The sequence below is a fragment of the Mesorhizobium sp. B2-5-4 genome (assembly GCF_006441095.1).
Classification (GTDB): domain Bacteria; phylum Pseudomonadota; class Alphaproteobacteria; order Rhizobiales; family Rhizobiaceae; genus Mesorhizobium; species Mesorhizobium salmacidum.
In genome coordinates, this window is the sequence record NZ_VFUR01000019.1 from 81,279 (window position 1) to 102,998 (window position 21,720).

The 21,720-nt window shown below is 64.2% G+C and carries 25 protein-coding genes; 11 read left to right on the top strand and 14 right to left on the bottom strand.

The features are described from left to right. Positions 1-72 precede the first annotated feature (72 nt). The 5 genes from sucD to mdh are packed head-to-tail and all read right to left on the bottom strand — an operon-like array spanning position 73 to position 4,073. The gene (sucD, locus tag FJ492_RS22135) at positions 73-975 is read right to left on the bottom strand and encodes a succinate--CoA ligase subunit alpha (protein ID WP_027145554.1); all 903 of its coding nucleotides are present in this window, start codon (positions 973-975) and stop codon (positions 73-75) included. 12 nt (positions 976-987) lie between these two features. Then, the gene (locus FJ492_RS22140; protein WP_140772279.1) at positions 988-1,485 is read right to left on the bottom strand and encodes a DUF1579 family protein; all 498 of its coding nucleotides are present in this window, start codon (positions 1,483-1,485) and stop codon (positions 988-990) included. 3 nt (positions 1,486-1,488) lie between these two features. Continuing rightward, positions 1,489-1,860 carry a cupin domain-containing protein gene (locus FJ492_RS22145; protein WP_140510328.1) on the bottom strand — a complete coding sequence of 124 codons (372 nt, stop codon included), beginning with the start codon at positions 1,858-1,860 and terminating at the stop codon, positions 1,489-1,491. Positions 1,861-1,864: 4 nt separating this feature from the next. Continuing rightward, positions 1,865-3,058: an ADP-forming succinate--CoA ligase subunit beta gene (sucC, locus tag FJ492_RS22150; protein ID WP_140510330.1), complete on the bottom strand. Its 1,194-nt coding sequence runs from the start codon at positions 3,056-3,058 to the stop codon at positions 1,865-1,867. Between the two features lie 46 nt (positions 3,059-3,104). Beyond that, the gene (gene mdh, locus FJ492_RS22155) at positions 3,105-4,073 is read right to left on the bottom strand and encodes a malate dehydrogenase (RefSeq protein ID WP_140772281.1); all 969 of its coding nucleotides are present in this window, start codon (positions 4,071-4,073) and stop codon (positions 3,105-3,107) included. A gap of 213 nt (positions 4,074-4,286) precedes the next feature. Here mdh and FJ492_RS22160 point away from each other — a divergent pair, with 213 nt between their 5' ends. Then, on the top strand, positions 4,287-4,715 hold the full coding sequence (locus FJ492_RS22160; protein WP_140772283.1) for a GNAT family N-acetyltransferase: 429 nt from the start codon (positions 4,287-4,289) through the stop codon (positions 4,713-4,715). Between the two features lie 41 nt (positions 4,716-4,756). Here the strand turns inward: FJ492_RS22160 and zapE are convergent, their stop codons facing one another. The 3 genes from zapE to FJ492_RS22175 form a co-directional block, all read right to left on the bottom strand. Further along, the gene (gene zapE / locus FJ492_RS22165) at positions 4,757-5,956 is read right to left on the bottom strand and encodes a cell division protein ZapE (protein WP_140772285.1); all 1,200 of its coding nucleotides are present in this window, start codon (positions 5,954-5,956) and stop codon (positions 4,757-4,759) included. A 122-nt stretch (positions 5,957-6,078) separates the two neighbouring features. Continuing rightward, entirely contained in the window at positions 6,079-6,618 is a 540-nt protein-coding gene (locus FJ492_RS22170; RefSeq protein ID WP_140510339.1) for a protease inhibitor Inh/omp19 family protein, read from the bottom strand. A gap of 138 nt (positions 6,619-6,756) precedes the next feature. After that, entirely contained in the window at positions 6,757-7,200 is a 444-nt protein-coding gene (locus FJ492_RS22175; RefSeq protein ID WP_140718307.1) for a hypothetical protein, read from the bottom strand. A 206-nt stretch (positions 7,201-7,406) separates the two neighbouring features. Here FJ492_RS22175 and FJ492_RS22180 point away from each other — a divergent pair, with 206 nt between their 5' ends. The 8 genes from FJ492_RS22180 (at position 7,407) to FJ492_RS22215 (ending at position 14,697) form a co-directional block, all read left to right on the top strand. Further along, a complete protein-coding gene (locus FJ492_RS22180) occupies positions 7,407-8,417 on the top strand; it encodes an MBL fold metallo-hydrolase (protein ID WP_140772288.1) in 1,011 nt (336 codons plus the stop codon). A gap of 74 nt (positions 8,418-8,491) precedes the next feature. Further along, positions 8,492-8,653, top strand: a complete 162-nt coding sequence (locus FJ492_RS22185; RefSeq protein ID WP_013892243.1) for a DUF1328 family protein — start codon at positions 8,492-8,494, stop codon at positions 8,651-8,653. Positions 8,654-8,812: 159 nt separating this feature from the next. Continuing rightward, positions 8,813-9,697, top strand: a complete 885-nt coding sequence (dapF, locus tag FJ492_RS22190) for a diaminopimelate epimerase (RefSeq protein WP_140772290.1) — start codon at positions 8,813-8,815, stop codon at positions 9,695-9,697. Continuing rightward, positions 9,697-11,022 carry a tRNA (N(6)-L-threonylcarbamoyladenosine(37)-C(2))-methylthiotransferase MtaB gene (gene mtaB / locus FJ492_RS22195; protein ID WP_140510347.1) on the top strand — a complete coding sequence of 442 codons (1,326 nt, stop codon included), beginning with the start codon at positions 9,697-9,699 and terminating at the stop codon, positions 11,020-11,022. The genes dapF and mtaB overlap by 1 nt, the downstream gene beginning before the upstream one ends. A 12-nt stretch (positions 11,023-11,034) precedes the next feature. Next, positions 11,035-12,756: a signal recognition particle-docking protein FtsY gene (gene ftsY / locus FJ492_RS22200; protein ID WP_140772293.1), complete on the top strand. Its 1,722-nt coding sequence runs from the start codon at positions 11,035-11,037 to the stop codon at positions 12,754-12,756. Positions 12,757-12,813: 57 nt separating this feature from the next. Beyond that, positions 12,814-13,488, top strand: a complete 675-nt coding sequence (locus FJ492_RS22205; RefSeq protein ID WP_140510351.1) for a septation protein A — start codon at positions 12,814-12,816, stop codon at positions 13,486-13,488. A 22-nt stretch (positions 13,489-13,510) separates the two neighbouring features. Further along, positions 13,511-14,131, top strand: a complete 621-nt coding sequence (locus tag FJ492_RS22210; RefSeq protein ID WP_140772295.1) for a pyridoxamine 5'-phosphate oxidase family protein — start codon at positions 13,511-13,513, stop codon at positions 14,129-14,131. 35 nt (positions 14,132-14,166) lie between these two features. After that, positions 14,167-14,697: an NADPH-dependent FMN reductase gene (locus FJ492_RS22215; RefSeq protein ID WP_140752527.1), complete on the top strand. Its 531-nt coding sequence runs from the start codon at positions 14,167-14,169 to the stop codon at positions 14,695-14,697. 23 nt (positions 14,698-14,720) lie between these two features. Here the strand turns inward: FJ492_RS22215 and FJ492_RS22220 are convergent, their stop codons facing one another. Both FJ492_RS22220 and FJ492_RS22225 read right to left on the bottom strand, forming a co-directional pair. Next, complete coding sequence (locus tag FJ492_RS22220) at positions 14,721-14,930, bottom strand: 4-oxalocrotonate tautomerase family protein (RefSeq protein ID WP_140510357.1); 210 nt, start codon at positions 14,928-14,930, stop codon at positions 14,721-14,723. Between the two features lie 23 nt (positions 14,931-14,953). Continuing rightward, positions 14,954-15,874 (bottom strand): SMP-30/gluconolactonase/LRE family protein, encoded by a 921-nt coding sequence (locus tag FJ492_RS22225; protein ID WP_027145572.1) that lies wholly within the window; start codon positions 15,872-15,874, stop codon positions 14,954-14,956. Positions 15,875-16,125: 251 nt separating this feature from the next. Between FJ492_RS22225 and FJ492_RS22230 the strand changes: the two genes are divergently transcribed. Next, positions 16,126-16,293 (top strand): hypothetical protein, encoded by a 168-nt coding sequence (locus FJ492_RS22230; protein WP_023774506.1) that lies wholly within the window; start codon positions 16,126-16,128, stop codon positions 16,291-16,293. Between the two features lie 145 nt (positions 16,294-16,438). On the opposite strand, the gene FJ492_RS22235 is transcribed toward FJ492_RS22230, so the two are convergent. From FJ492_RS22235 to ccmA, 4 genes are all read right to left on the bottom strand, one after another. Further along, positions 16,439-17,026, bottom strand: coding sequence for a DsbE family thiol:disulfide interchange protein (locus tag FJ492_RS22235; RefSeq protein ID WP_140772297.1), 588 nt, complete (start codon positions 17,024-17,026; stop codon positions 16,439-16,441). Next, positions 17,023-17,196: a heme exporter protein CcmD gene (ccmD, locus tag FJ492_RS22240; protein WP_140772299.1), complete on the bottom strand. Its 174-nt coding sequence runs from the start codon at positions 17,194-17,196 to the stop codon at positions 17,023-17,025. The genes FJ492_RS22235 and ccmD overlap by 4 nt, the downstream gene beginning before the upstream one ends. Before the next feature lie 132 nt (positions 17,197-17,328). Beyond that, the gene (gene ccmB, locus FJ492_RS22245) at positions 17,329-17,994 is read right to left on the bottom strand and encodes a heme exporter protein CcmB (RefSeq protein ID WP_140510365.1); all 666 of its coding nucleotides are present in this window, start codon (positions 17,992-17,994) and stop codon (positions 17,329-17,331) included. Positions 17,995-18,055: 61 nt separating this feature from the next. Beyond that, positions 18,056-18,664 (bottom strand): heme ABC exporter ATP-binding protein CcmA, encoded by a 609-nt coding sequence (gene ccmA / locus FJ492_RS22250; protein ID WP_140718321.1) that lies wholly within the window; start codon positions 18,662-18,664, stop codon positions 18,056-18,058. Between the two features lie 285 nt (positions 18,665-18,949). On the opposite strand from ccmA, the gene acnA reads away from it, so the two are divergent. Then, complete coding sequence (gene acnA / locus FJ492_RS22255) at positions 18,950-21,640, top strand: aconitate hydratase AcnA (RefSeq protein ID WP_140510369.1); 2,691 nt, start codon at positions 18,950-18,952, stop codon at positions 21,638-21,640. The last annotated feature ends 80 nt before the right edge of the window (positions 21,641-21,720 follow it).

The following is a 21,720-nucleotide window of genomic DNA, read 5'->3' on the forward strand; positions in this document are numbered from 1 at the left end:
GTCAGTAGAGAAATGGATGTCTCTCATGTGTTCACCACTCAGTTTTTTCACTACTCACTACTCACTATTCACTTAACCCTTGATCGCCTCGACCAGCGTCGTGCCAAGCCGCGCCGGCGAGGGCGAAACCTTGATGCCGGCCGATTCCATCGCCGCGATCTTGTCTTCGGCGCCGCCCTTGCCGCCGGAGATGACCGCGCCCGCATGACCCATGGTGCGGCCGGCCGGCGCGGTGCGCCCGGCGATGAAGCCCGCCATCGGTTTCCTGCGGCCGCGCTTGGCCTCGTCCTTGAGGAACTGCGCGGCGTCTTCTTCGGCCGAACCGCCGATCTCGCCGATCATGATGATCGACTTGGTCTCATCGTCGGCGAGGAACATCTCGAGCATGTCGATGAACTCGGTGCCCTTGACAGGATCGCCGCCGATACCGACGGCGGTGGTCTGGCCGAGGCCGACATTTGTGGTCTGGAACACGGCCTCATAGGTAAGTGTTCCCGAGCGCGAAACAACGCCGACCGAACCCTTGCGGAAGATGTTTCCGGGCATGATGCCGATCTTGCATTCGTCGGGGGTGAGCACACCCGGACAGTTCGGTCCGATCAGCCGCGAAGTCGAGCGGTCGAGCCGCGCCTTGACCTTGACCATGTCCATCACCGGAATGCCTTCGGTGATGCAGACGATCAGCGGGATCTCCGCCTCGATCGCCTCGATGATGGCTTCGCCCGCGCCCGCCGGCGGCACGTAGATGACGGAGGCGTTGGCGCCTGTCCTTTCCTTGCCTTCGGCGACCGTGGCAAAGATCGGCAGGCTCTCGCCCTTCGCGCCGGTCCAGGTCTCGCCGCCCTTCTTCGGGTGGATGCCGCCGACCATCTTTGTCCCGTGATAGGCCAGCGCCTGCTCTGTGTGGAACGTGCCGGTCTTGCCGGTCAGGCCCTGCACCAGCACCTTGGTGTTCTTGTCGACGAGAATGGACATCGGAGCCCTTTTCTAAAAACCGTTGATCGAGGAAGGTGAGACGCGCCGGTAGACGCCACTCACCATGTCTTGCCAGTCATCGTTGCCGGCAGGTTTGAAATGCAATCGCATGTGGTAGGTGTCGGCATCGTCGAAAATATAGGTCACGCGCGCAAAGCCGCGCGGCGACGACCGCTCCAGCACCAGTTCGTTGCCGTTCCACATACCCGTGGCAGGCGACAACGGCACGAAGCCCATCGAATCGAATTGGTGCATGGTCACGACGCCGTTCTGGTGGTCGACGCCGAATACGGTGTGCGAACCGAACGAAATCGTGCCGTCGCGACGCTGACGATAACGCTGCACCACGAACTGGCCGCCGAACTCCGCTTCCGCCAAAACCTCGCTGGTCGCCGTGCCGCCATCGGCCCATTGCGTCTCCGCCACCTCTTCCTCGCCGCGCCACGCGCCGACCAGCGCCTGCAGGCGCTGGTGGTCGGCCGAGAGCGAAGAGAAGGACGCCGCGTTCATGGATCAGAGCCGCTTTAGATCGGTGACGGTGAGATCGCTCTTGGCATTGCCGGTGTTGAGCGTCGTCGCCGGCTCGAACATCAGCACCACGGGCTCTGCGGTGAGCGAGCGCGGCCGGTGCTCGACACCGCGCGGCACGACGATGAAATCGCCCTCGCCGAGCTCAACCTGACCATCGCGGAAATCGATGGCGATCCTGCCGCGCAGCACGAGGAAGGCTTCGTCCTCATTGTCATGCGCGTGCCAGTCGAAGGCCTCGCCGAACTTGGCGACCTTGGCCTGGCTATCATTGACGTCGCCGGCGATATGCGGATCGAACACCTCAGTGATCGTTTGATCCGCCGCCTCGACCAGATTTATCTTGCGCGGAGGCACCGTCTCAGCCCTGCACCGCCGCAACGATCTTCTTGGCCGCGTCATCAAGATCATCGGCGGACACGACGTTCAAACCGCTGTCGTTGATGATCTTCTTGCCGAGCTCGGCATTGGTGCCTTCCAGGCGCACGACCAGCGGCACTTTCAACCCGACTTCCTTGACCGCTGCAATCACGCCCTCGGCGATGATGTCGCACTTCATGATGCCGCCGAAGATGTTGATCAGGATGCCTTTGACGGCCGGGTCCCTGGTGATGATCTTGAACGCCGCCGTCACCTTCTCCTTCGAAGCGCCGCCGCCGACATCGAGGAAGTTGGCGGGCTCGGCGCCATAGAGCTTGATGATGTCCATCGTCGCCATGGCAAGGCCGGCGCCGTTGACCATGCAGCCGATATTGCCGTCGAGCGCGACATAGGCGAGATCGTATTTCGACGCCTCGATCTCCTTCTCGTCCTCTTCGGTGGTGTCGCGCAGCTCCATCAGATCGGGGTGGCGGAACAGCGCGTTGTTGTCGAACGACACTTTCGCATCGAGCACGCGCAGGCGGCCGCTCTTCATCACGATCAGCGGGTTGACCTCGAGCAGGCTCATGTCCTTCTCGACAAAGGCCTTGTAGAGGATCGGGAACAGCGTGCCGCCATCCCTGGCCGCGTCGCCGTCGAGCTTCAGCGCGCCATTGAGCGCCTTCACGTCGTCCGCCGTAACGCCCTTCTCCGGGTCGATGGCGACGGTGATGATCTTTTCCGGCGTGTCGTGCGCGACCGCCTCGATGTCCATGCCGCCCTCGGTCGAGACGACGAAGGCGATGCGGCCGACCGAGCGGTCGACCAGGATCGAGAGATAGAGCTCGCGCTCGATGTCGGCACCGTCCTCGATATAGAGGCGATTGACCTGCTTGCCGGCCGGGCCGGTCTGCTTGGTGACCAGCGTGTGGCCGAGCATCTCGTTGGCGTTGGCCACCACCTCGGCGACCGACTTCGCCAGCCGCACGCCGCCCTTGGCGTCGGGGCCGAGCTCCTTGAATTTGCCCTTGCCGCGGCCGCCGGCATGGATCTGGCTCTTCACCACGTAGAGCGGGCCTGGCAGCGCTTGTGCCGCGGCTTCCGCCTCGCTTGCCTTGAACACCGGCACGCCTTCGGCCACCGGCGCGCCAAAGCTCTTCAGCAGCGCCTTGCCTTGATATTCATGGATGTTCATCGGGAACTATCTCCAGGTCGGTTGCCGGGGGTGATGTTTTGGCGGGTTACTTCGAGGCGAGCTGCGGCGCGATCTTGACACAGGCCTCGGTCAGGCCCTGCACGGTCGCCACCGAAGCCTCGAACATCTTCTGCTCGGCCTTGTTGAGGTCGATCTCGATGACGCGCTCGACACCGCCGGCGCCGATGACCACGGGCACGCCGACATAGGTGCCCTTGACGCCATATTGGCCCGAGAGGTGCGCCGCGCAAGGCAGCACGCGCTTCTTGTCCTTTATGTAGGATTCGGCCATCTGGATCGCCGACGCCGCCGGCGCGTAGTAGGCCGAGCCGGTCTTCAAGAGGCCGACGATCTCGGCGCCGCCGTCGCGGGTGCGCTGCACGATCTGGTCCAGCTTTTCCTTCGAAGTCCAGCCCATCTTGACCAGGTCGGGAAGCGGAATGCCCGACACCGTCGAATAACGGATCATCGGCACCATGGAATCGCCGTGGCCGCCAAGCACGAAAGCGGTGACGTCCTCGACGGAGACCTTGAATTCCTCGGCCAGGAAATAGCGGAAACGCGCGCTGTCGAGCACGCCGGCCATGCCCACCACATGAGTCTTGGGCAGGCCCGAAAACTTCTGCAGCGCCCACACCATGGCGTCGAGCGGGTTGGTGATGCAGATGACGAAGGCCTTCGGCGCGTACTTCTTCAGCCCGGCGCCGACCTGCTCCATGACCTTCAAATTGATGCCCAGCAGATCGTCGCGGCTCATGCCCGGCTTGCGCGGCACGCCGGCGGTGACGATGCACACGTCCGCACCCTCGATGCCGGCATAGTCATTGACGCCGGTCAGCCGGGAATCGAAGCCATCGACCGGCGACGACTGCGCTATATCGAGCCCCTTGCCTTGCGGGATACCCTCGGCGATATCGAACAGGACCACGTCGCCGAGATCCTTGAGGCCGATCATGTGGGCGAGCGTGCCGCCGATCATGCCAGAGCCGATAAGCGCTATCTTGTTGCGTGCCATGTGAGGATGATTTCCCTTTGTCTGTGACGCGCCAACACGGCGTCGAGGAAGAGGCCGGAATGCTGCGGGGACCGCGAATTTCGCCGCACCCAATAGCTCCGGTGTGGAATAAATTCAAACGATTATTTAGACCCCTGCATTTTCAATCGGTTAGAGTGTTTGGGACTTACGTAAACGTCAAAATTTGTAAGCCAACTTGGGAGAATTTACACGATGACGGTCGAGATCAGAAGGCTCAATCCCGGCGATGACACCCTTGTGATGCGGGTTGCCGACGAAGTGTTCGACGAGCCGGTGCGGCTCGATCGCCTTGCCAGCTATCTCGCGCAATCAGGCCATTTCATGATCGTCGCCCTGGCCGGGGACGTTGTCGTCGGCCAATGCGCGGCGGTCATCCACCGCCACCCGGACAAGCCGACCGAACTTTATATCGACGAAGTCGGGGTCTCGCCGGCCTTTCAGCGCCGGGGCATTGCGCGCAAAATGCTGGACGCCATGTTCGCGCTCGGCCGCGAGCATGGCTGCGAGGAGGCCTGGGTCGGCACCGAGCCGGACAATCTGCCAGCCCGGGCGCTTTATGAAGCGCGCAAGGAACCGCATGACGAGGCGAAGAGCTTTGTGATGTATGCTTATGGGCTGTAGATTTTCTAAGCTGGCGCGAAGGAACGCGGCTTCCGGATATTTCAGGCCCGCGCCCGCGCTTCCGCTGGGGCCGCCTTCGCCTTCCGCCGCTCCGCCCAATCCTCCAGCCAGTCGCGGCTCTGCATTTCGATCAGTCGTGAGGCCGTGCGCTCGAATTCGAACACCTCGACGCCGCGCTTGGCCACATAAAGCTCGTGCGGCGGCGCCTCGGCGCTCACCACAAGGCGCGTATGATGGTCGTAAAGCGTGTCGATCAACAGGATGAAACGCTTTGCCTCGTTGCGCTTGCCTTCACCCAGCACCGGCACATGGTCGATGAAGACGGTCGAAAACCGGCCGGCGATGGCCAAATAATCGCGCGCGCCGAGTGGCTTTTCGCAGAGATCGGCGAAAGCGAAACGCGCGGCATCGCCGGCGGCGGCCGGCACCGCGACCTTGCGGCCCTTCAGCGTCAGCGAGATCTCGGCCGTCGCCGCCCCGCGCGTCATCGCCTGCCAGGCCTCGTCGAGCGCCTGGTCGGCCGCCGCATCCGCAGGCGTGACATAGACTGGCGTGCGGGCGAGCTTTTCCAGCCGGTAGTCCTTATCGCTGTCCAGCGACAGCACCTGCGTGTGGCGTTCCAATATGGCGATGAACGGCAGGAAAAGCTGGCGGTTCAACCCGTCACGGTAAAGGTTTTGCGGCGCCACGTTCGAGGTAGCGACCAGCACGACCCCATTGGCGAACAGCGCCGAGAACAGTCTGGACAGGATCATGGCGTCGGCGATGTCGGTGACCGAGAACTCGTCGAAGCACAGCACCCAGGCCTGCTCGGCGAGCGCCTTGGCCACCGGCGGGATCGGATCGTCTTCCCTGGCCGTGCCCTCCTTGCGCGCCTGCCTGTGCTTCTGAATGCGGTCCTGAACGTCGGCCATGAAGTCGTTGAAATGGACGCGGCGCTTGCGCCTGACCGGCAAGAGCTCGAAGAACATGTCCATCAGCATGGTCTTGCCGCGGCCGACGCCGCCATGGATGTAGAGGCCCTTGACCGCCTCATGCGTCTCGCGCTTGCGGGCAAACAGCCAGCCCAGCGCACTGGACTTGTGCGCCAGCCGCTTGGCCGAGATCTCCACGGTCAGCCGGTCGAGCGCAGCGGCGATCCCTTCCTGCGCGGCATCGCGTCCGATCGCGCCGGTTTCCACCAGATGATCGTAGCGTTGCCTGACGGTCGCATGGGTCTGGAGGCCGTCACGCAGATGCATCGGTCACGTCGTTGTTCAAAGCAGGACGCCCAAGAGAGAGCGAGAGGGCGCATGTTGGGATTCGGGTCAGGCCGAGCCGCCATTCGCAGGCCGGCATCACCTGAATATCAGCATACCCTAGCCTATCTTGTAAGCGAGATCGGCTGCCCGTTGGAAGTCTGGCCGTCGAATTTCGAGCCGCCCGACGAATAGAGCCGCGCCAGCGAGCCGCCGTTCTCGTCATAGAGCGTCAGCTGCTTGCCGGCGACGTTCCACGACTTGATGCCATCGATCGGCGCCGGGCAATGCAGCGGTCCGGCGCGGAAGCCGGCGCCGAACTTGGTCTGCGGCGTCGCCACCTTGCAGCTCTGGCCTGAGACGCTGACGTTCCAGACACCGGCGACGCTTGCCGCGTTGAGATCCGCGGCGCCTGCCGGCGCCGCACCATCCGGCGGCAGCGAGGCAACCTGCGTGTTCGCCGGCGCGGTCGGGAATTGCGACGGGTCGGTGGTGCCGGGCGAGGCCGGCGGCGGCAGCTGATTCGAGCTCACCTGGCCGGCAGGCGCCGGCTGCAACGGTGCTGGTTGCTGGTCGTCCATCGACGAGAAGCGTGAGGTTGAGCAGCCGCTCGCAACGAGTGCCGCCAGGGATACGGCCACCAGGCCGCCTTTCGAAAAATTCATTACAACCTCCGTCGGATTCGGCTGGGGGGACGCCGTCCGCGCAATCTCACCTCCACCAAGATGGAGAAGGTGGCGAAATTTCAACCCGATATGGTTAAAATAGGGTTTGCGGAACGAATTGTTGCAAATTTATCGCACTCATCCGGCGAGCGGCGCGCTCGGCACGAACACATATCCGTCCGGTCCAACGATATAGCACTCGCGCAGACCATGCGGTTTGTCGATCGCGCCGGCCAGCACGATGTGGCCATGGTCCAGCGCCGCCGCCTCGACCGCGTCGGGATCGGCGCCATAAAGGCGCAGTTCGATGCCGGCGCCGCGCGTCTCGGCGCCCGTAATGGAGCCCGTCATCGGATTGTCGAGATAAGAATGGTCGGCATGCAGCATGAACACCGACCCCAGAAGCTCGATCGCGGCGAAATCCTCGTCAGCATAGACGATGCGGGCGCCAAGCACGTCGCGGCAGAAGGCTTCCATCGCCGCCATGTCCGATACCAGCAGATTGACGCCGATGCCGCGCGGCAGCGAACGGCCGAAATCCTCGGCTTTCATCCACGGCGTCTTGGTCCGCTTCATCGCCATGGCGTCTTCCTCCTGATCTGATCCTAGCCGAGACCGCTTCGCCGCCCTTGGCCTTCGGCCGGCAAACGCTTGCGCCAGCCGCGGCGGGGCTTATGTCTAGATGTGAGCAGTTCCAGGAAAAGCGGTTTTCCCGGGAAAAATGCGTAGCGCTTTCCCCAGGGAGTGCGTGAAAAAAGAGTTCACCGAAACCCGCTGGAGCGCAGACCTTGGCCGCGAGACAGAAAGCCGCCAACCGCTACTACAGCGGCCCGCCCAGCGATCATTTCGACGGCATCCTGTTCTTCAATCCCGGCGGCCGGATGCCCGGCCCCTTCACGGACCTGTTGAAATGGCAGTTCAGCGGCCAACGCGCGAAATGGCCGGCTGCCAGCCCGAGCCCCTTTGCGCAGGCAAAGCCGGTCGCGACGGTTCTAGGCGCCGATCTGACCGTGACCATGGTCGGCCATGCCACCTTGCTGATCCAGACCGCCGGGCTGAACATCCTCACCGATCCGGTCTGGTCGCGACGCACCTCGCCGTTCTCCTTTGTGGGACCCAGACGCGTCAATCCGCCGGGTATCGCTTTTGGCGATCTGCCGGCGATCGACCTCGTGCTGGTCAGCCACAACCATTACGACCATCTCGACCTTGCCACGCTGGGGAAGTTGAAGAAGACGCACGATCCGCTGGTGGTGACGCCGCTCGGTAACGATGCCATCATCGCCGCCGCCGTGCCCGGCATGCGGCTTTCCGCGCATGACTGGGGCGACAGGGTCGATGCCGGCGAAGGCACCGCCATCCACGTCGAGCCCGCGCATCACTGGTCGGCGCGCGGGGCGCGCGACCGGCGCATGGCATTGTGGGCCGGCTTCGTCATCGAGACGCCGGGCGGAAAGATCTATTTTGCCGGCGATACCGGCTTCCACGATGGCATCAACTACCGGCTGATGGCGGAAAAACATGGCGGGTTCCGTTTCGCCATCCTGCCGATCGGTGCCTACGAGCCACGCTGGTTCATGGCGCCGCAGCACCAGAACCCCGAGGAAGCGGTCCAGGGCATGTTGTTGTGCAACGCCGCCTTCGCCGCCGGCTGCCATTGGGGCACCTTCCAGCTCACCGACGAGCCATTCGAAGAGCCGGTCCGGAAACTGGTCGAAGCACTGGACGCCGAAGGCCTGCCGCGAGAGCATTTCCGTGCCTTGCGGCCCGGCGAAGTCTGGGAAGTGCCCCGGATTTGATAGCCTCGGGAACCCAAGCTCGACAGCCGCGTTCTTCAACCGGTTTCAATGTGTTCGGCTTGCGAGGCGTTCCCATGCTTAGATGGATCATCATTCTCCTGATCATCGCCGCCGCGGCGAGCCTGCTCGGCATGCCGGCGCTGGCCGGTGCCGCCGCCACCGGCGCGCGTATTCTCATCGGCATCGTGCTCATCATCTTCCTGTTGATCTTGTTCGGGGTCTTCGCGGTGACGTAAGACCGGCTTCCCCGTGATCCGGCGCCTTCGCCGTGATGTCGGTCCGGCGCCTTCGCCGTGATGTCGGTCTGGCGCCTTCGCCGTGAACGCGGCTGCGCACTGGTAATTCCTGCCCGTTTCCGCCATATAGCGCCGAACGGACATGGAATTTTCGGAGTAATGGCAGGCACGGCCCCTTTCGCCAAGATGAACGGCATCGGCAACGAGATCATCGTTGCCGACATGCGCGGCCGTGCGGATCGGGTGACGGCCGCGGCTGCCATCGCGCTCAATGGCGACGCGGCGACGCGGTTCGACCAAATCATGGCGATCCATGACGCCAGGACGGCGGGCACCGCCTATTTCGTCGATATCCTGAATTCAGACGGGTCCGGCGCGCAGGCTTGCGGCAACGGCATGCGCTGCGTCGTCCAGGCACTGGCCGCCGAGACCGGCGAGAAGACCTTCACCTTCGAGACAGTGGCCGGCGTCCTCAATGCCCGCGAACATGCCGACGGCTCGATTTCAGTCGACATGGGCACGCCGCGCTTCGGCTGGCGGGATATTCCGCTGGCCGAGGAGTTCCGCGACACCCGCATGATCGAATTGCAGGTCGGCCCGATCGATGCGCCGGTGCTGCATTCGCCCTCCGCCGTCTCGATGGGCAATCCGCACGCCATCTTCTGGGTCGACGCCGACGTTTGGATTTATGAACTCGACCGTTTCGGCCCGCTGCTCGAAAACCATCCGATCTTTCCCGAGCGCGCCAACATAACCATCGCGCAGGTGACCTCACCCGACAGCATGATCATCCGCACCTGGGAGCGCGGCGCCGGCCTGACCAAGGCTTGCGGCACCGCCTCCTGCGCGGCTGTCGTTGCAGCGGCCCGCACCAGGCGCACCGGCCGCAGCGTCAACCTTTTGACCCCCGGCGGCGGCACGCTGCATGTCGAGTGGCGCGATGACGACCACGTCATCCTGACCGGCGCGGCCGAATGGGAATTTTCCGGCAGCTTCGATCCGTCGACCGGACAATGGGCCCGCGATACCGAAAGCGCGGCCTGATGTCCGCTCTTGCCAAAGGCGTCGACGTGGCGAAGCAGCCCGGCCGCATCGACGTGGTGACCTTCGGCTGCCGCCTCAACACCTACGAGTCCGAAGTGATGCGGCGCGAGGCCGAAACTGCAGGCCTCGCCGCGCTGGCAGGTGGCGCCGTGATCTTCAATACCTGCGCCGTCACTGGCGAAGCGGTGCGCCAGGCCAGGCAGGCGATCCGCAAGGCGCGCCGCGACAACCCGGCCGCGCGCATCATCGTCACCGGCTGCGCCGCGCAGACCGAGCCCGAAAAATTCGCCGCCATGGACGAGGTCGATCTCGTGCTTGGCAATGAGGAGAAGCTCAAGGCCAACTCCTATCGCGCGCTGCCCGATTTCGGCGTCAACGACACCGAGAAAGCGCGCGTCAACGACATCTTCTCGGTGCGCGAGACCGCCGGCCACATGGTCGACGCCATCGAGGGCCGGGCACGTGCCTTCGTGCAGGTGCAGAACGGCTGCGACCATCGCTGCACCTTCTGCATCATCCCCTATGGCCGCGGCAATTCGCGCTCGGTGCCGATGGGCGCCGTGGTCGAGCAGGTCAAGCGGCTGGCGGGCAACGGTTATGCCGAGATCGTGCTGACCGGCGTCGACATGACTTCTTTCGGAGCCGACCTGCCGGGTGCGCCGAAGCTCGGCAAGCTCGTGAAGACCATCCTCAGGCAGGTGCCCGACGTGAGGCGGCTCAGGCTGTCCTCCATCGATTCGATCGAGGCCGACGAGGACTTGCTCGACGCCATCGCCACCGAGCCGCGGCTGATGCCGCATCTGCATCTGTCGCTGCAGTCGGGTGACGACATGATCCTGAAGCGCATGAAGCGCCGGCATCTGCGCGATCAGTCGATCCGCTTTTGCGAGGACGTGCGCAAGCTGCGTCCGGGTATTGTTTTCGGCGCCGACATCATCGCGGGCTTCCCGACCGAGACCGACGCCATGTTCGAGAATTCGCTGGAGATCGTCGAGGAATGCGGCCTGACCCATCTCCACGTCTTTCCGTTTTCACCGCGCGAAGGCACACCCGCCGCGCGCATGCCGCAGGTTCGCCGCGAGCTGGTCAAGCAGCGCGCCGCCCGGCTGCGCGCCGCCGGCGAAGCGGCCTATGTCAGGCACCTGTCTTCGCTTGCCGGCAGCCGCCAGTCGATCCTGATCGAGCGCGACGGTCTTGGCCGCACCGAAGGGTTCACGCTTGCCGCACTCGGCACCGGCGCGCCGGGAGAGATCGTCGAAGCTGATATAACCGGCCACGATGGCGCTCGGCTGATGGCGACGCCGCTTGCCGCCCACGCCGCCTGAGAACGCAAAAGCATGGCTGGTTTTTTCAAGAAGATATTTTCGTTCGGCAAGAAGGAGGTCGTCGAGGAGCGGATCGACGAGACCGCCCCGCTGCCGCCGATCAATTGGGACCAGCTCGACGCGCTGAAGCCGGCGGCCGAGCAGGCCCTGCCGGAGTTTTTGAAGCGCGAGGAGCCTGCGGCGGAAGCCGCGCCGGCGGCCGCGCCCCGTCCTCTCGTTGAGGAGGAGGAGGTAAGGCCAGCGCCCGCCGAGGAGCCAACACCGGAGCCTGCCCCCACCATTCCGCCCGCGCCGGAGCCGATCGTTCCGTCTACCCCGGAGCCTTTGCCTGAACCCAAGCCCGCGGAAGTGCCAAAGCCTGCTCCGGAAACCCCTGCCGAGCCGCCTGCGCCCGAGAAAATTCCGGCGCGGCCCGCCGTTCCGGAGCCAACGCCCGAACCGTGGCCGCAAGAGGTGCCCCCGCCCGCGCCATCCGAGCCGGAGATCGTTCCCTCGCGTCCCGAGAGGCAACCGGAACCCGCGCCCGTCGAAGTGCCGACGCCACCCGTGGAAGTGCCGGCCGAGGTGCCCGCACCGGTCGAGGTCCTTCCAACGCCAGCGGCCAAAACCGAGCCAGGCATTCCACCAGCGGAAATCGCGCCACCCATCCGCCAGCCGGCGCCGGTCGAAACACAACCGGTCATCGCCGAGATCGCGCCCGAGCCTCAATCGGTTCCGCAACTCGCCCCGGAGGCAAAACCCGCGCCCGGCAAGGTGACGGTTGCCAAGAAGGTCGAGCAGAAGGCCGAGCCGCAGAAGGCGCCCGAGCCGGCGCCGAGGCGATCCTGGTTCCAGCGCATGCGGGACGGGCTTGCCCGGTCTTCGCGCGAGCTGACCGGCAACATTGCCGGCGTCTTCACCAAGCGCAAACTGGACGAGGAGACGCTGCAGGACCTGGAGGACGTGCTGATCCGCGCCGATCTTGGCGTGGAAACGGCGCTGCGCGTCACTGATTCACTGGCCTCCAGCCGCTACGGCAAGGACGTCTCCGATACAGAGGTGCGCGCGGTCATGGCGGCCGAGGTGGAGAAGGTGCTCGCCCCGGTCGCGAAATCGCTCGAGCTCGACCTCTCGCACAAGCCGCATGTCATCCTGGTCGTCGGCGTCAACGGCACCGGAAAGACCACGACGATCGGCAAGCTCGCCGCCAAGCTGACCGATGGCGGCCTGTCGGTGATGCTGGCCGCCGGCGACACGTTTCGCGCCGCCGCCATCGAACAGCTGAAGATCTGGGGCGAACGCACGAAATCGCCCGTCATTGCCTCCAAGCTCGGTGCCGATGCCGCCGGTCTCGCCTACGACGCCTTCGAGAGGGCTAAGGAGGCAGGCTCGGACGTGCTGATCATCGACACCGCCGGCCGGCTGCAGAACAAGACCGAACTGATGGCGGAGCTGGAAAAGATCGTCCGTGTGCTGGGCAAGCTCGATCCCGAAGCGCCGCACACGGTGCTGCAGACGGTCGACGCCACCACCGGCCAGAACGCGCTCAACCAGGTTGAGATCTTCCGCAACGTCGCCGGCGTCAACGGCCTGGTGATGACCAAGCTGGACGGCACGGCGCGCGGCGGTATTCTGGTGGCGATCGCGGCAAAGCACAGATTGCCGGTCTATTTCATCGGTGTCGGCGAACAGGTCGACGACCTCGAACCTTTCTCGGCAAGCGAATTCGCCAGGGCGATCGCTGGAGTGGCTTGAACAAGCACGATGCCGGAAGTGAGGCTTCCGGATCGGATCGTGCGTTAGAAGGATACCATGAACCCACCCATTCTCGAACGCGATCCGTCCGACCCGCAGAAAGAGAAGAAGGAAGGCGTCAATCCCGTGCTCAAGCTGGTGCTGGAGCTCGGGCCCTTGATGGTGTTCTTCTTCGCCAATGCGCGCGGCGAGTGGCTGACGCAGAAATTACCCGTTTTGGCTGAATTCGGCGGCCCGATCTTCGTCGCCACCGGCCTGTTCATGGCCGCGACCGCGATCGCGTTGATCGCCTCATGGCTGCTCACCCGCACCTTGCCGATCATGCCTATGGTGTCGGGCGTGGTCGTCTTCATCTTCGGCGCGCTGACGCTCTATCTGCAGGACGACATCTTCATCAAGATGAAGCCGACCATCGTCAACACGCTGTTCGGCGGCGTGCTGCTCGGCGGCCTGTACTTCGGCCGCTCGCTGCTCGGCTATGTCTTCGAGTCCGCCTTCAAACTCGATGCCGAAGGCTGGCGCAAGCTCACCTTCCGCTGGGGCCTGTTCTTCCTGTTTCTGGCCGTCGTCAACGAAGTCGTCTGGCGCAATTTTTCCACCGACGCCTGGGTTACCTTCAAGGTCTGGGGCATCATGCCGATCACGCTTCTGTTCACCTTCAGCCAGATGCCGCTGATCCTGCGCCATTCGCTCGACGACAAGGCCGGCGGGGAAGAGAAAGCCGGCAAATAAGGCAGGACTAAAGGGGAGAGCCATGAAATTCGTCACCACCCGGGAAGAGCTGCGGACGATCTACAAGACCCCGCGCCCGGCCGATGGCTCGATCCGCAAGGAACTGAAGGCGCTCGACGGCCATTGCCGCTCCTTCATCGGCAAGAGCCCGTTCGTGCTGATCGGCTCGTCCGATGGCGAAGGCAATGCCGATGTGACCCCGAAAGGCGACAAGCCCGGCTTCACCGCCATTCTCGACGAAAAGACGATCGCCATCCCCGACCGGCCCGGCAACAACCGGCTGGATACGCTGGAGAACATCCTGCGCAATCCCTCGGTCGGGCTGCTCTTCCTCATCCCGGGCATGAATGAGACGCTGCGCGTCAACGGCGAAGCCCGCATCACCGTGGATGCCACTTTGCGCGAGCGCCTCGCGGTCGACGGCAGGGCGCCGCAAAGCGTCATCGTGGTCGCCGTCAAGGCCGCCTACATGCATTGCGCCAAGGCCTTCATGCGCTCCGATTTGTGGAAGCCGGAGAGCTGGTACGACCGCGCGACGCTGCCGACGCTCGGCCAGATCCTGCGCGACCAACTGGCATTGGCCGATTCGGCCGAGGCGACCGACCGTTGGCTGGACGACGAGTACAAGCAGACGATGTGGTAGGGTTTTCGGCCACGATTCGCCCGGACCTGTCCATCTTGCTCAATCTTCTTGCCATCTCAGGCAGCCTGCGGGCGGCCTCCACCAATTCGGCCCTGGTCGCGGCGTTGGCGTTGAACGCGCCCGAGGGCTGTCGCGTCACCGTCTATGACGGACTTGGCCGCCTGCCGATCTTCAACCCCGACGATGAGGGTGAGCGGACGCCACGCGATGCTTCCGATCTGATCGACGCCGTCACCGGCGCCGACGGCATCATCGTCTCCTGCCCCGAATATGCCCATGGCGTGCCGGGCGGACTGAAGAACGCGCTCGACTGGCTGGTCTCGCGCGACGCCGCCGTTGCCAAGCCGGCCATGCTCGCGCACGCCTCGCCGCGTTCCCTCTATGCCCGCGCGGCTTTGGCCGAGATCATGCGCACCATGTCGTTCGCGCTTTATGATGGCGGACCGGAGATCGCCCTGCTCGGCAAGAAGCCGCCGGAGGTGGCGAGCATTCTGGGGGGGCCGGCGAACGTGCTGGCCATGCGCGACGCGCTGGCTGCCTTCGCGGATTTCATTCGCTCGCGTTGAGCGACGACCTCTCTTCCGCCGCCCTACTTCTTCGCCCGCAACGTCTCGACATCGGTCTTGCCGACATACCAGTCGCGGGCGTTGACTTCCTCGAAGACCACCCAGATATCGTCATTGCCAAGTCCGGTGGCGTCCATGATCGCCGCCGTGACTTTCCTGGCGATGTCAGCCTTCTTGCCTGCCGGATCGGCGGCGATCACTTCCTTGACGATGCGGATGTTGACGAATGGCATGACGTCCTCCCCTTCATTCCTGATCAGTACGTCTTGGCCCCATTCACCATCAGCCGCACCGAATAAAGCGAAGTGGTGCCGGCGATATAGAGGCAGTTCAGCTTGGCGCCGCCGAACACGCAATTGGCGGTCACCTCCGGCACCTTGACCTTGCCGATCAGAGTGCCGTCCGGATCGTAGCAATGGATGCCGTCGAAGGCGCTGGTCCAGATACGCCCGTCGGCATCGAGCCGAAAGCCGTCGAACAGGCCGGCGGTGCAGTCGGCGAACACCTTGCCGCCCGAAACCTTCTTGCCGTGCTTGCCGACATTGAACACCCGCATATGCGCCGGATTCTGCGCGCCATGCGTGCGGCCGGTGTCGACGACATAGAGCAGGCTTTCATCGAGCGAGAAGGCAAGCCCGTTCGGCCTGACCATATCGGTGATCACGGCTTCGACCTCACCACTGTCGGGATCGACGCGGTAGACATGGCAGGCGCCGATCTCGCTCTCGGCCTTGTCACCCTCATAGTCGGTGTCGATGCCATAGGTCGGGTCGGTGAACCAGATCGAGCCGTCGGACTTCACCACCGCGTCGTTGGGCGAGTTCAGCCTTTTGCCCTTCCATTTGGCGGCGACTGTGGTGACCGAGCCGTCATGCTCGGTGCGGCTGACGCGGCGGCCCGAATGCTCGCATGTGACCAGCCGGCCCTGCCGGTCGACGGTGTTGCCGTTGGAGTTGCCCGACGGCTGGCGGAACACGCTGACGCTGCCATCGGTTTCGTCAAAGCGCAGCATGCGGTTGTTCGGAATGTCGGACCACACGACATAGCGGCCGGCGGCGAACCAGGCCGGCCCTTCCGCCCAGCGGCAGCCGGTGAACAGTTTCTCCACTTGCGCGCTGCCGTTGAACAGGCGCGCGAAACGCGGATCGAGAATTTCGTAATAGTCTGCGGCCGCCATGCATTTCCTCCCGGCATCACGTGACGCCGGATCAAGCCAGCCCGCGACCGATCTGGCAAGACGGGCTATCAGCAATTTGTAAGACAAAACGGACAGGACGTGCCTTAGGACGCCATTAACCGGCTATGCGCTGTGTGCAATGGTGCATTGCGACATCTTCTTTTTGCAATGCACCATTACTATGTCATGTTCCGTATCGATCAAGGGAGGAAGAACCAGCCGCCAGAATGCGGCACAGAAGGAACCTTGCTATGATCTTCAACGATCTCATGACCCGCGCTCGCAGCAGCATCGCCAAGCGCAAGCACTACAACCGCCTCGTCGCCGAAATCGACAGCTTCTCCAGCCGCGATCTGGCCGACATGCGGGCCGACCGCTCGGAAATGCTCTACCAGATCCACAAGCAGATCTACGGCTGAGTTTAAATCGATCGACGCGCCAGCCCGGCGCGTTGAGATTCAGGTCAGGCCGAGTCGAAAACGGTGGATTCCGAGAACCGGGGCGGAGCGTACCTCAAGTACGTGAGTACCGGAAGCGCAGGAAGCCGCCGTTTGCAGGCCGGCATCACCTGAATATCTGTGCCGCCAGCGCCTTGTCGATCTGCGGCAGCAGAAGTTCCTTGGCGGACTCCGCCGTCAGGGGGCCGACATGCTTGTAGGCTATTTTGCCATCCTTGCCGATAACGAAGGTTTCCGGCACGCCATAGACGCCCCAGTCGATCGCCGTGCGGCCGGCTTCGTCGACGCCGATCGCCTGGAACGGATTGCCGAGGTCGCCGAGGAAGCGGCGGGCGTTTTCCGGCCGGTCCTTGTAATTCAGCGCCGCCATCACGAACCGCTTGTCCTGCGCCAACGCCAGAAGCACCGGGTGCTCTTCCCGGCATGGGGCGCACCACGATGCAAAGACGTTGACCAGCGTGACCTTGCCGGCGAAGGCCTTCGAATCGAGCCCCGGCAGATTGCTGCCCTCCAGGGGCGGCAGGTTGGTTTGCGGTGCTGGCAGGCCGATCAAGGCCGACGGCACTTCCGAGGCATCGCGCCCAGATAACAGCTGCGCCAGGAACAGTCCGGCCAGGCCGAGGAAGACCAGCAGCGGCAAGAATACAAACAGGCGGCGACGGCCCGGCGGCGGCGTTTCGATTTCGCTGCTCACGGCTTTCCCGCCCCGGTCTTGTCGGAACGGCGGCGCACGCCAGCCGCCTCGAGTTCGGCAAGCTCGTGCTTGCGCGCCCGCTGGTCGATGAGGATCCAGCCGATCAGTCCGGCGAGCACCACTGCGGTGATGGCATAGGCGGCGGTGACGTAGAGGGCGTGCGGGCTCATGCCGGCCGCGTCCTTGGCATGCCGCCCGCCAACCCGATCCGTTCGCTGCGCTCGATCATGCCTTCCCTTAGCCTCGCGCCACGGCCCGCGCAATCGGCCGCCACGCCGCAGCCTGTGCCGCTCGTGGCCACCTCAATCCGTGCCATGACGCAATGCAAGCGCCGCGGCCACGGGGCCCAGCACCGCAAGAAACAAGGTCAGCGCGGCAAGAATGAGGAAGGGCTGCAGGAACGGATCCGGATTGGCCGTCGCGCCATAGCTCGCCGAAACGCCGAAGATCAGCACCGGGATGGTCAGCGGCAGCACCAGCACCGAGATTAGGAGCCCGCCACGCGGCAGCGCCACCGCCACCGCGGCGCCCACGGCGCCGATGAAGGTGATGGCCGGCGTGCCGACCAGAAGCGTCAGCGCCGTGGCGCCGATGGCCAACGGCTCCATGTTCATGAACAGGCCGAGCAGGGGCGCGGCGGCCACCAGCGGCAAGACGCTGCCCGCCCAGTGCGCCACACATTTCACCAGCACCGTCAGCGCCAGCATGTGCCGGTCGTTACCGAGCACCAGCAGATCGAGCGAGCCGTCCTCGCGGTCGGCCTGGAACAGCCGGTCGAGCCCGAGCAGGCAGGCAAGCAGCGCGCCGATCCACAGGATCGCCGGACCGATGCGGGCCAAAAGCTTGAGGTCAGGACCGACGCCGAAGGGGATGGTGGCGATGACGGCCAGGAAGAAGATGACGCCGGTCAGCGCGCCGCCGCCGGCGCGGATCGAGAGGCGGATGTCGCGGAGGAGGAGGGCTAGCACGGGCGCGACGCCTCTGCGGCTTTGCGACACTTTCTCCAACGATGGTGGAACGCGGCCTGCATTATCCGGCCTCCCCCATCGCCAACGCCTTCGCCCCCTCCAATCCCAGCGGCAGATGCGTTGCCGCCACGATCATACCGCCATCCGCGCGATGCGCCGTCATCAGCCCCGCGAACCGCGCCTCCGAAGCCTTGTCCAGCCCAGCCGTCGGTTCATCCAGCAGCCACACCGGCCGGTGGCTGACCAGAAGCTTCGCGATCGCCGCGCGTCGTCGCTGTCCGGTCGAGAGATAGCCGAACGGCAGATGGCCGATGCCGCCCAGCCCGACCGTTTCCAGCGCCTCCTCGACATCGAGCCGGCCTTCGCCATGGAACTCCCGCCAGAAACGCAAATTCTCCGTCACGCTCAGCGCCGTCTTCATCGCGTTCTGATGGCCGAGATAGTGGCAGGCGGAGGCGATAGAGGGGAATTCCTCGCCGCCGCCTTCGAGCAGCACACGCCCTTCGGCTTTCGGCAGCAGGCCGGCGACCACCCTGAGCAAGGTCGATTTGCCCGAACCGTTCGGCCCGGTGACGACCAGCGCCTGCCCGGCCTCCAGCGCAAACCCGATGCCGGAAAACACCGCCGCGCCGCTGCGCTCACCGCCCAGATTTTCGGCGATCAGCCGCATCCCGTACCTGTCTCTCGAACGAAGCGGCACGGTCGCTGCCGCATCGCACAAATTTGCTTTGCAACTGTCTAGAACTATTCCAGAAAATTCTCTATATGCGGGTCATCCGTGCCAGCGGTCGGCGCGGGAACAGAATTAGCGCCGAACCAGCGCACGCGCCGCCTTGAACGGCTCGGGTTGCTTGGGAACGGACAGCGGAAATGGCCGTACCCGCACCTTTGCGCGTGATTGCATGCCATCGGCGTCCGTTCCCTTTCAGGCTGAACAGACAAGGACGGATCGCACGTGTCAAAATCCCTCGACAGTTTCAATTGCCGCCGCACGCTGAAAGCTGGCGACGCCGAGTATGCCTATTTCGACCTCGTCGAGGCCGAGAAGAACGGCCTCACCGGCATTGCCCAGCTGCCCTATTCGATGAAGGTGCTGCTGGAAAACTTGCTTCGCAACGAGGACGGCCGCTCCGTTACCAAGGAGAGCATCCAGGCGGTCGCCGGCTGGCTGACCGACAAGGGCACCGCCGGTGTCGAGATCGCCTATCGCCCGGCCCGCGTGCTGATGCAGGATTTCACCGGCGTTCCGGCCGTGGTCGACCTCGCCGCCATGCGCGACGCCATGGCCTCGCTCGGCGGTGATCCGCAGAAGATCAACCCGCTGGTGCCGGTCGACCTCGTTATCGATCATTCCGTCATCGTCGACGAGTTCGGCACGCCGATGGCTTTCGCCCGCAACGTCGAGCTCGAGTATGAGCGCAACGAAGAGCGCTACAAGTTCCTGAAATGGGGCCAGCAGGCGTTCCGCAACTTCCGCGTCGTGCCGCCCGGCACCGGCATCTGCCACCAGGTCAACCTCGAATATCTCGGCCAGGTCGTGTGGACCAACACCGAGGACGGCGAAACGACAGCCTATCCCGACACCTGCGTCGGCACCGATTCGCACACAACCATGATCAACGGCCTTGGCGTGCTAGGCTGGGGCGTCGGCGGCATCGAGGCCGAGGCGGCCATGCTCGGCCAGCCGGTTTCCATGCTGCTACCCGAAGTTATCGGCTTCCGCCTCACCGGCAAGCTCAAGGAGGGCGTAACCGCCACCGATCTCGTGCTCACCGTCACCCAGATGCTGCGCAAGAAGGGTGTCGTCGGCAAGTTCGTCGAGTTCTTCGGCCCAGGTCTGTCCAACATGACGCTGGCCGACCGCGCCACCATCGGCAACATGGCGCCCGAATATGGCGCCACCTGCGGTTTCTTCCCGGTCGATTCCGAAACCATCCGCTATCTCACAATGTCCGGCCGCAGCGAGGATCGCATCGCCCTGGTCGAGGCCTATTCCAAGGCGCAGGGCATGTGGCGCGAGGCCGGCTCCGCCGACCCGGTCTTCACTGATCTGCTCGAACTGGAGTTGGACAGCGTCGTGCCGTCGATGGCTGGCCCCAAGCGGCCCGAAGGCCGCGTCGCGCTCGAAGGCATTCCGGCCGGCTTCGCCAAGGCGATGGAGACCGAGTACAAGAAATCGGCCGAAATCTCCAAGCGCTACGCCGTCGAAGGCACCGACCATGACCTTGGCCATGGCGACGTCGTCATCGCCGCCATCACCTCGTGCACCAACACCTCGAACCCGAGCGTGCTGATCGGCGCCGGCTTGCTTGCCCGCAACGCCAACCGCCTCGGCCTGAAGCAGAAGCCGTGGGTAAAAACCTCGCTGGCGCCTGGCAGCCAGGTGGTGGCGGAATATCTGGAAAAGTCGGGCCTGCAGAAGGAGCTCGACCAGATCGGCTTCAACTTGGTCGGCTTCGGCTGCACCACCTGCATCGGCAATTCCGGCCCGTTGCCGGCGCCGATCTCCAGGACCATCAACGACAAAGGTTTGATTGCTGCCGCGGTACTCTCCGGCAACCGCAACTTCGAGGGCCGCGTCTCGCCCGACGTGCAGGCCAATTACCTGGCGTCGCCGCCGCTGGTCGTGGCGCACGCGCTGGCCGGCACCGTCACCAAGGACCTGACCACGGAGCCGCTCGGCGACGACAGGAACGGCAATCCGGTCTATCTCAAGGACATCTGGCCGAGCTCGGCCGAGATCCAGGAGTTCATCGAGAAGAACGTCACCCGCGAGCTGTTCGCCCGCAAATATGCCGACGTCTTCAAGGGCGACGAGTACTGGCAGAACGTCAAGGCGCCGGAAGGCCAGACCTATGCCTGGGACAACGATTCGACCTATGTGCAGAACCCGCCCTACTTCGCCGGCATGACATCAGGTTTCGGCAAGATCGGCGACATCAAGGGCGCCCGCGTGCTCGGCCTCTTCGGCGACAAGATCACCACCGACCACATCTCGCCGGCGGGTTCGATCAAGGCTGCCTCGCCGGCCGGCAAATACCTCACCGACCATGGCGTCGGCGTCGCCGACTTCAACCAGTACGGCACGCGCCGCGGCAACCATGAGGTGATGATGCGCGGCACCTTCGCCAACATCCGCATCCGCAACCACATGCTGGGCGAGAACGGCCGCGAGGGCGGCTACACCATCCACTATCCCACGAAGGAAGAGGAATCGATCTACGACGCGGCGATGGAATACAAGAAGGAAGGCGTGCCGCTGGTCATCTTCGCCGGCGTCGAATACGGCAACGGCTCGTCGCGTGACTGGGCGGCCAAGGGCACCAACCTCTTGGGTGTCCGCGCCGTCATCGCTCAGTCCTTCGAACGTATCCATCGCTCGAACCTGGTCGGCATGGGCGTCATCCCCTTCGTCTTCGAGGACGGCACCTCATGGGCTTCCCTCAACCTCAAGGGCGACGAGATGGTCGAGATCGACGGGTTGAGCGCCATCAAGCCGCGCCAGACGATGGTCGCCAAGATCACCTATGGCGACGGCACGGTGAAGAACGTGCCAATCATCTGCCGCATCGATACGCTGGATGAGCTCGACTACTTCAAGAATGGCGGCATCCTGCAATACGTGCTGCGCGATCTGGCAGCGTAGAAAGCAGGGACTAAGGGAGTAGGAGCAAGGAAGCTAGGCCCGGAACGGGTAACTACTCCCCTACTCCCCTACTCCCCTAC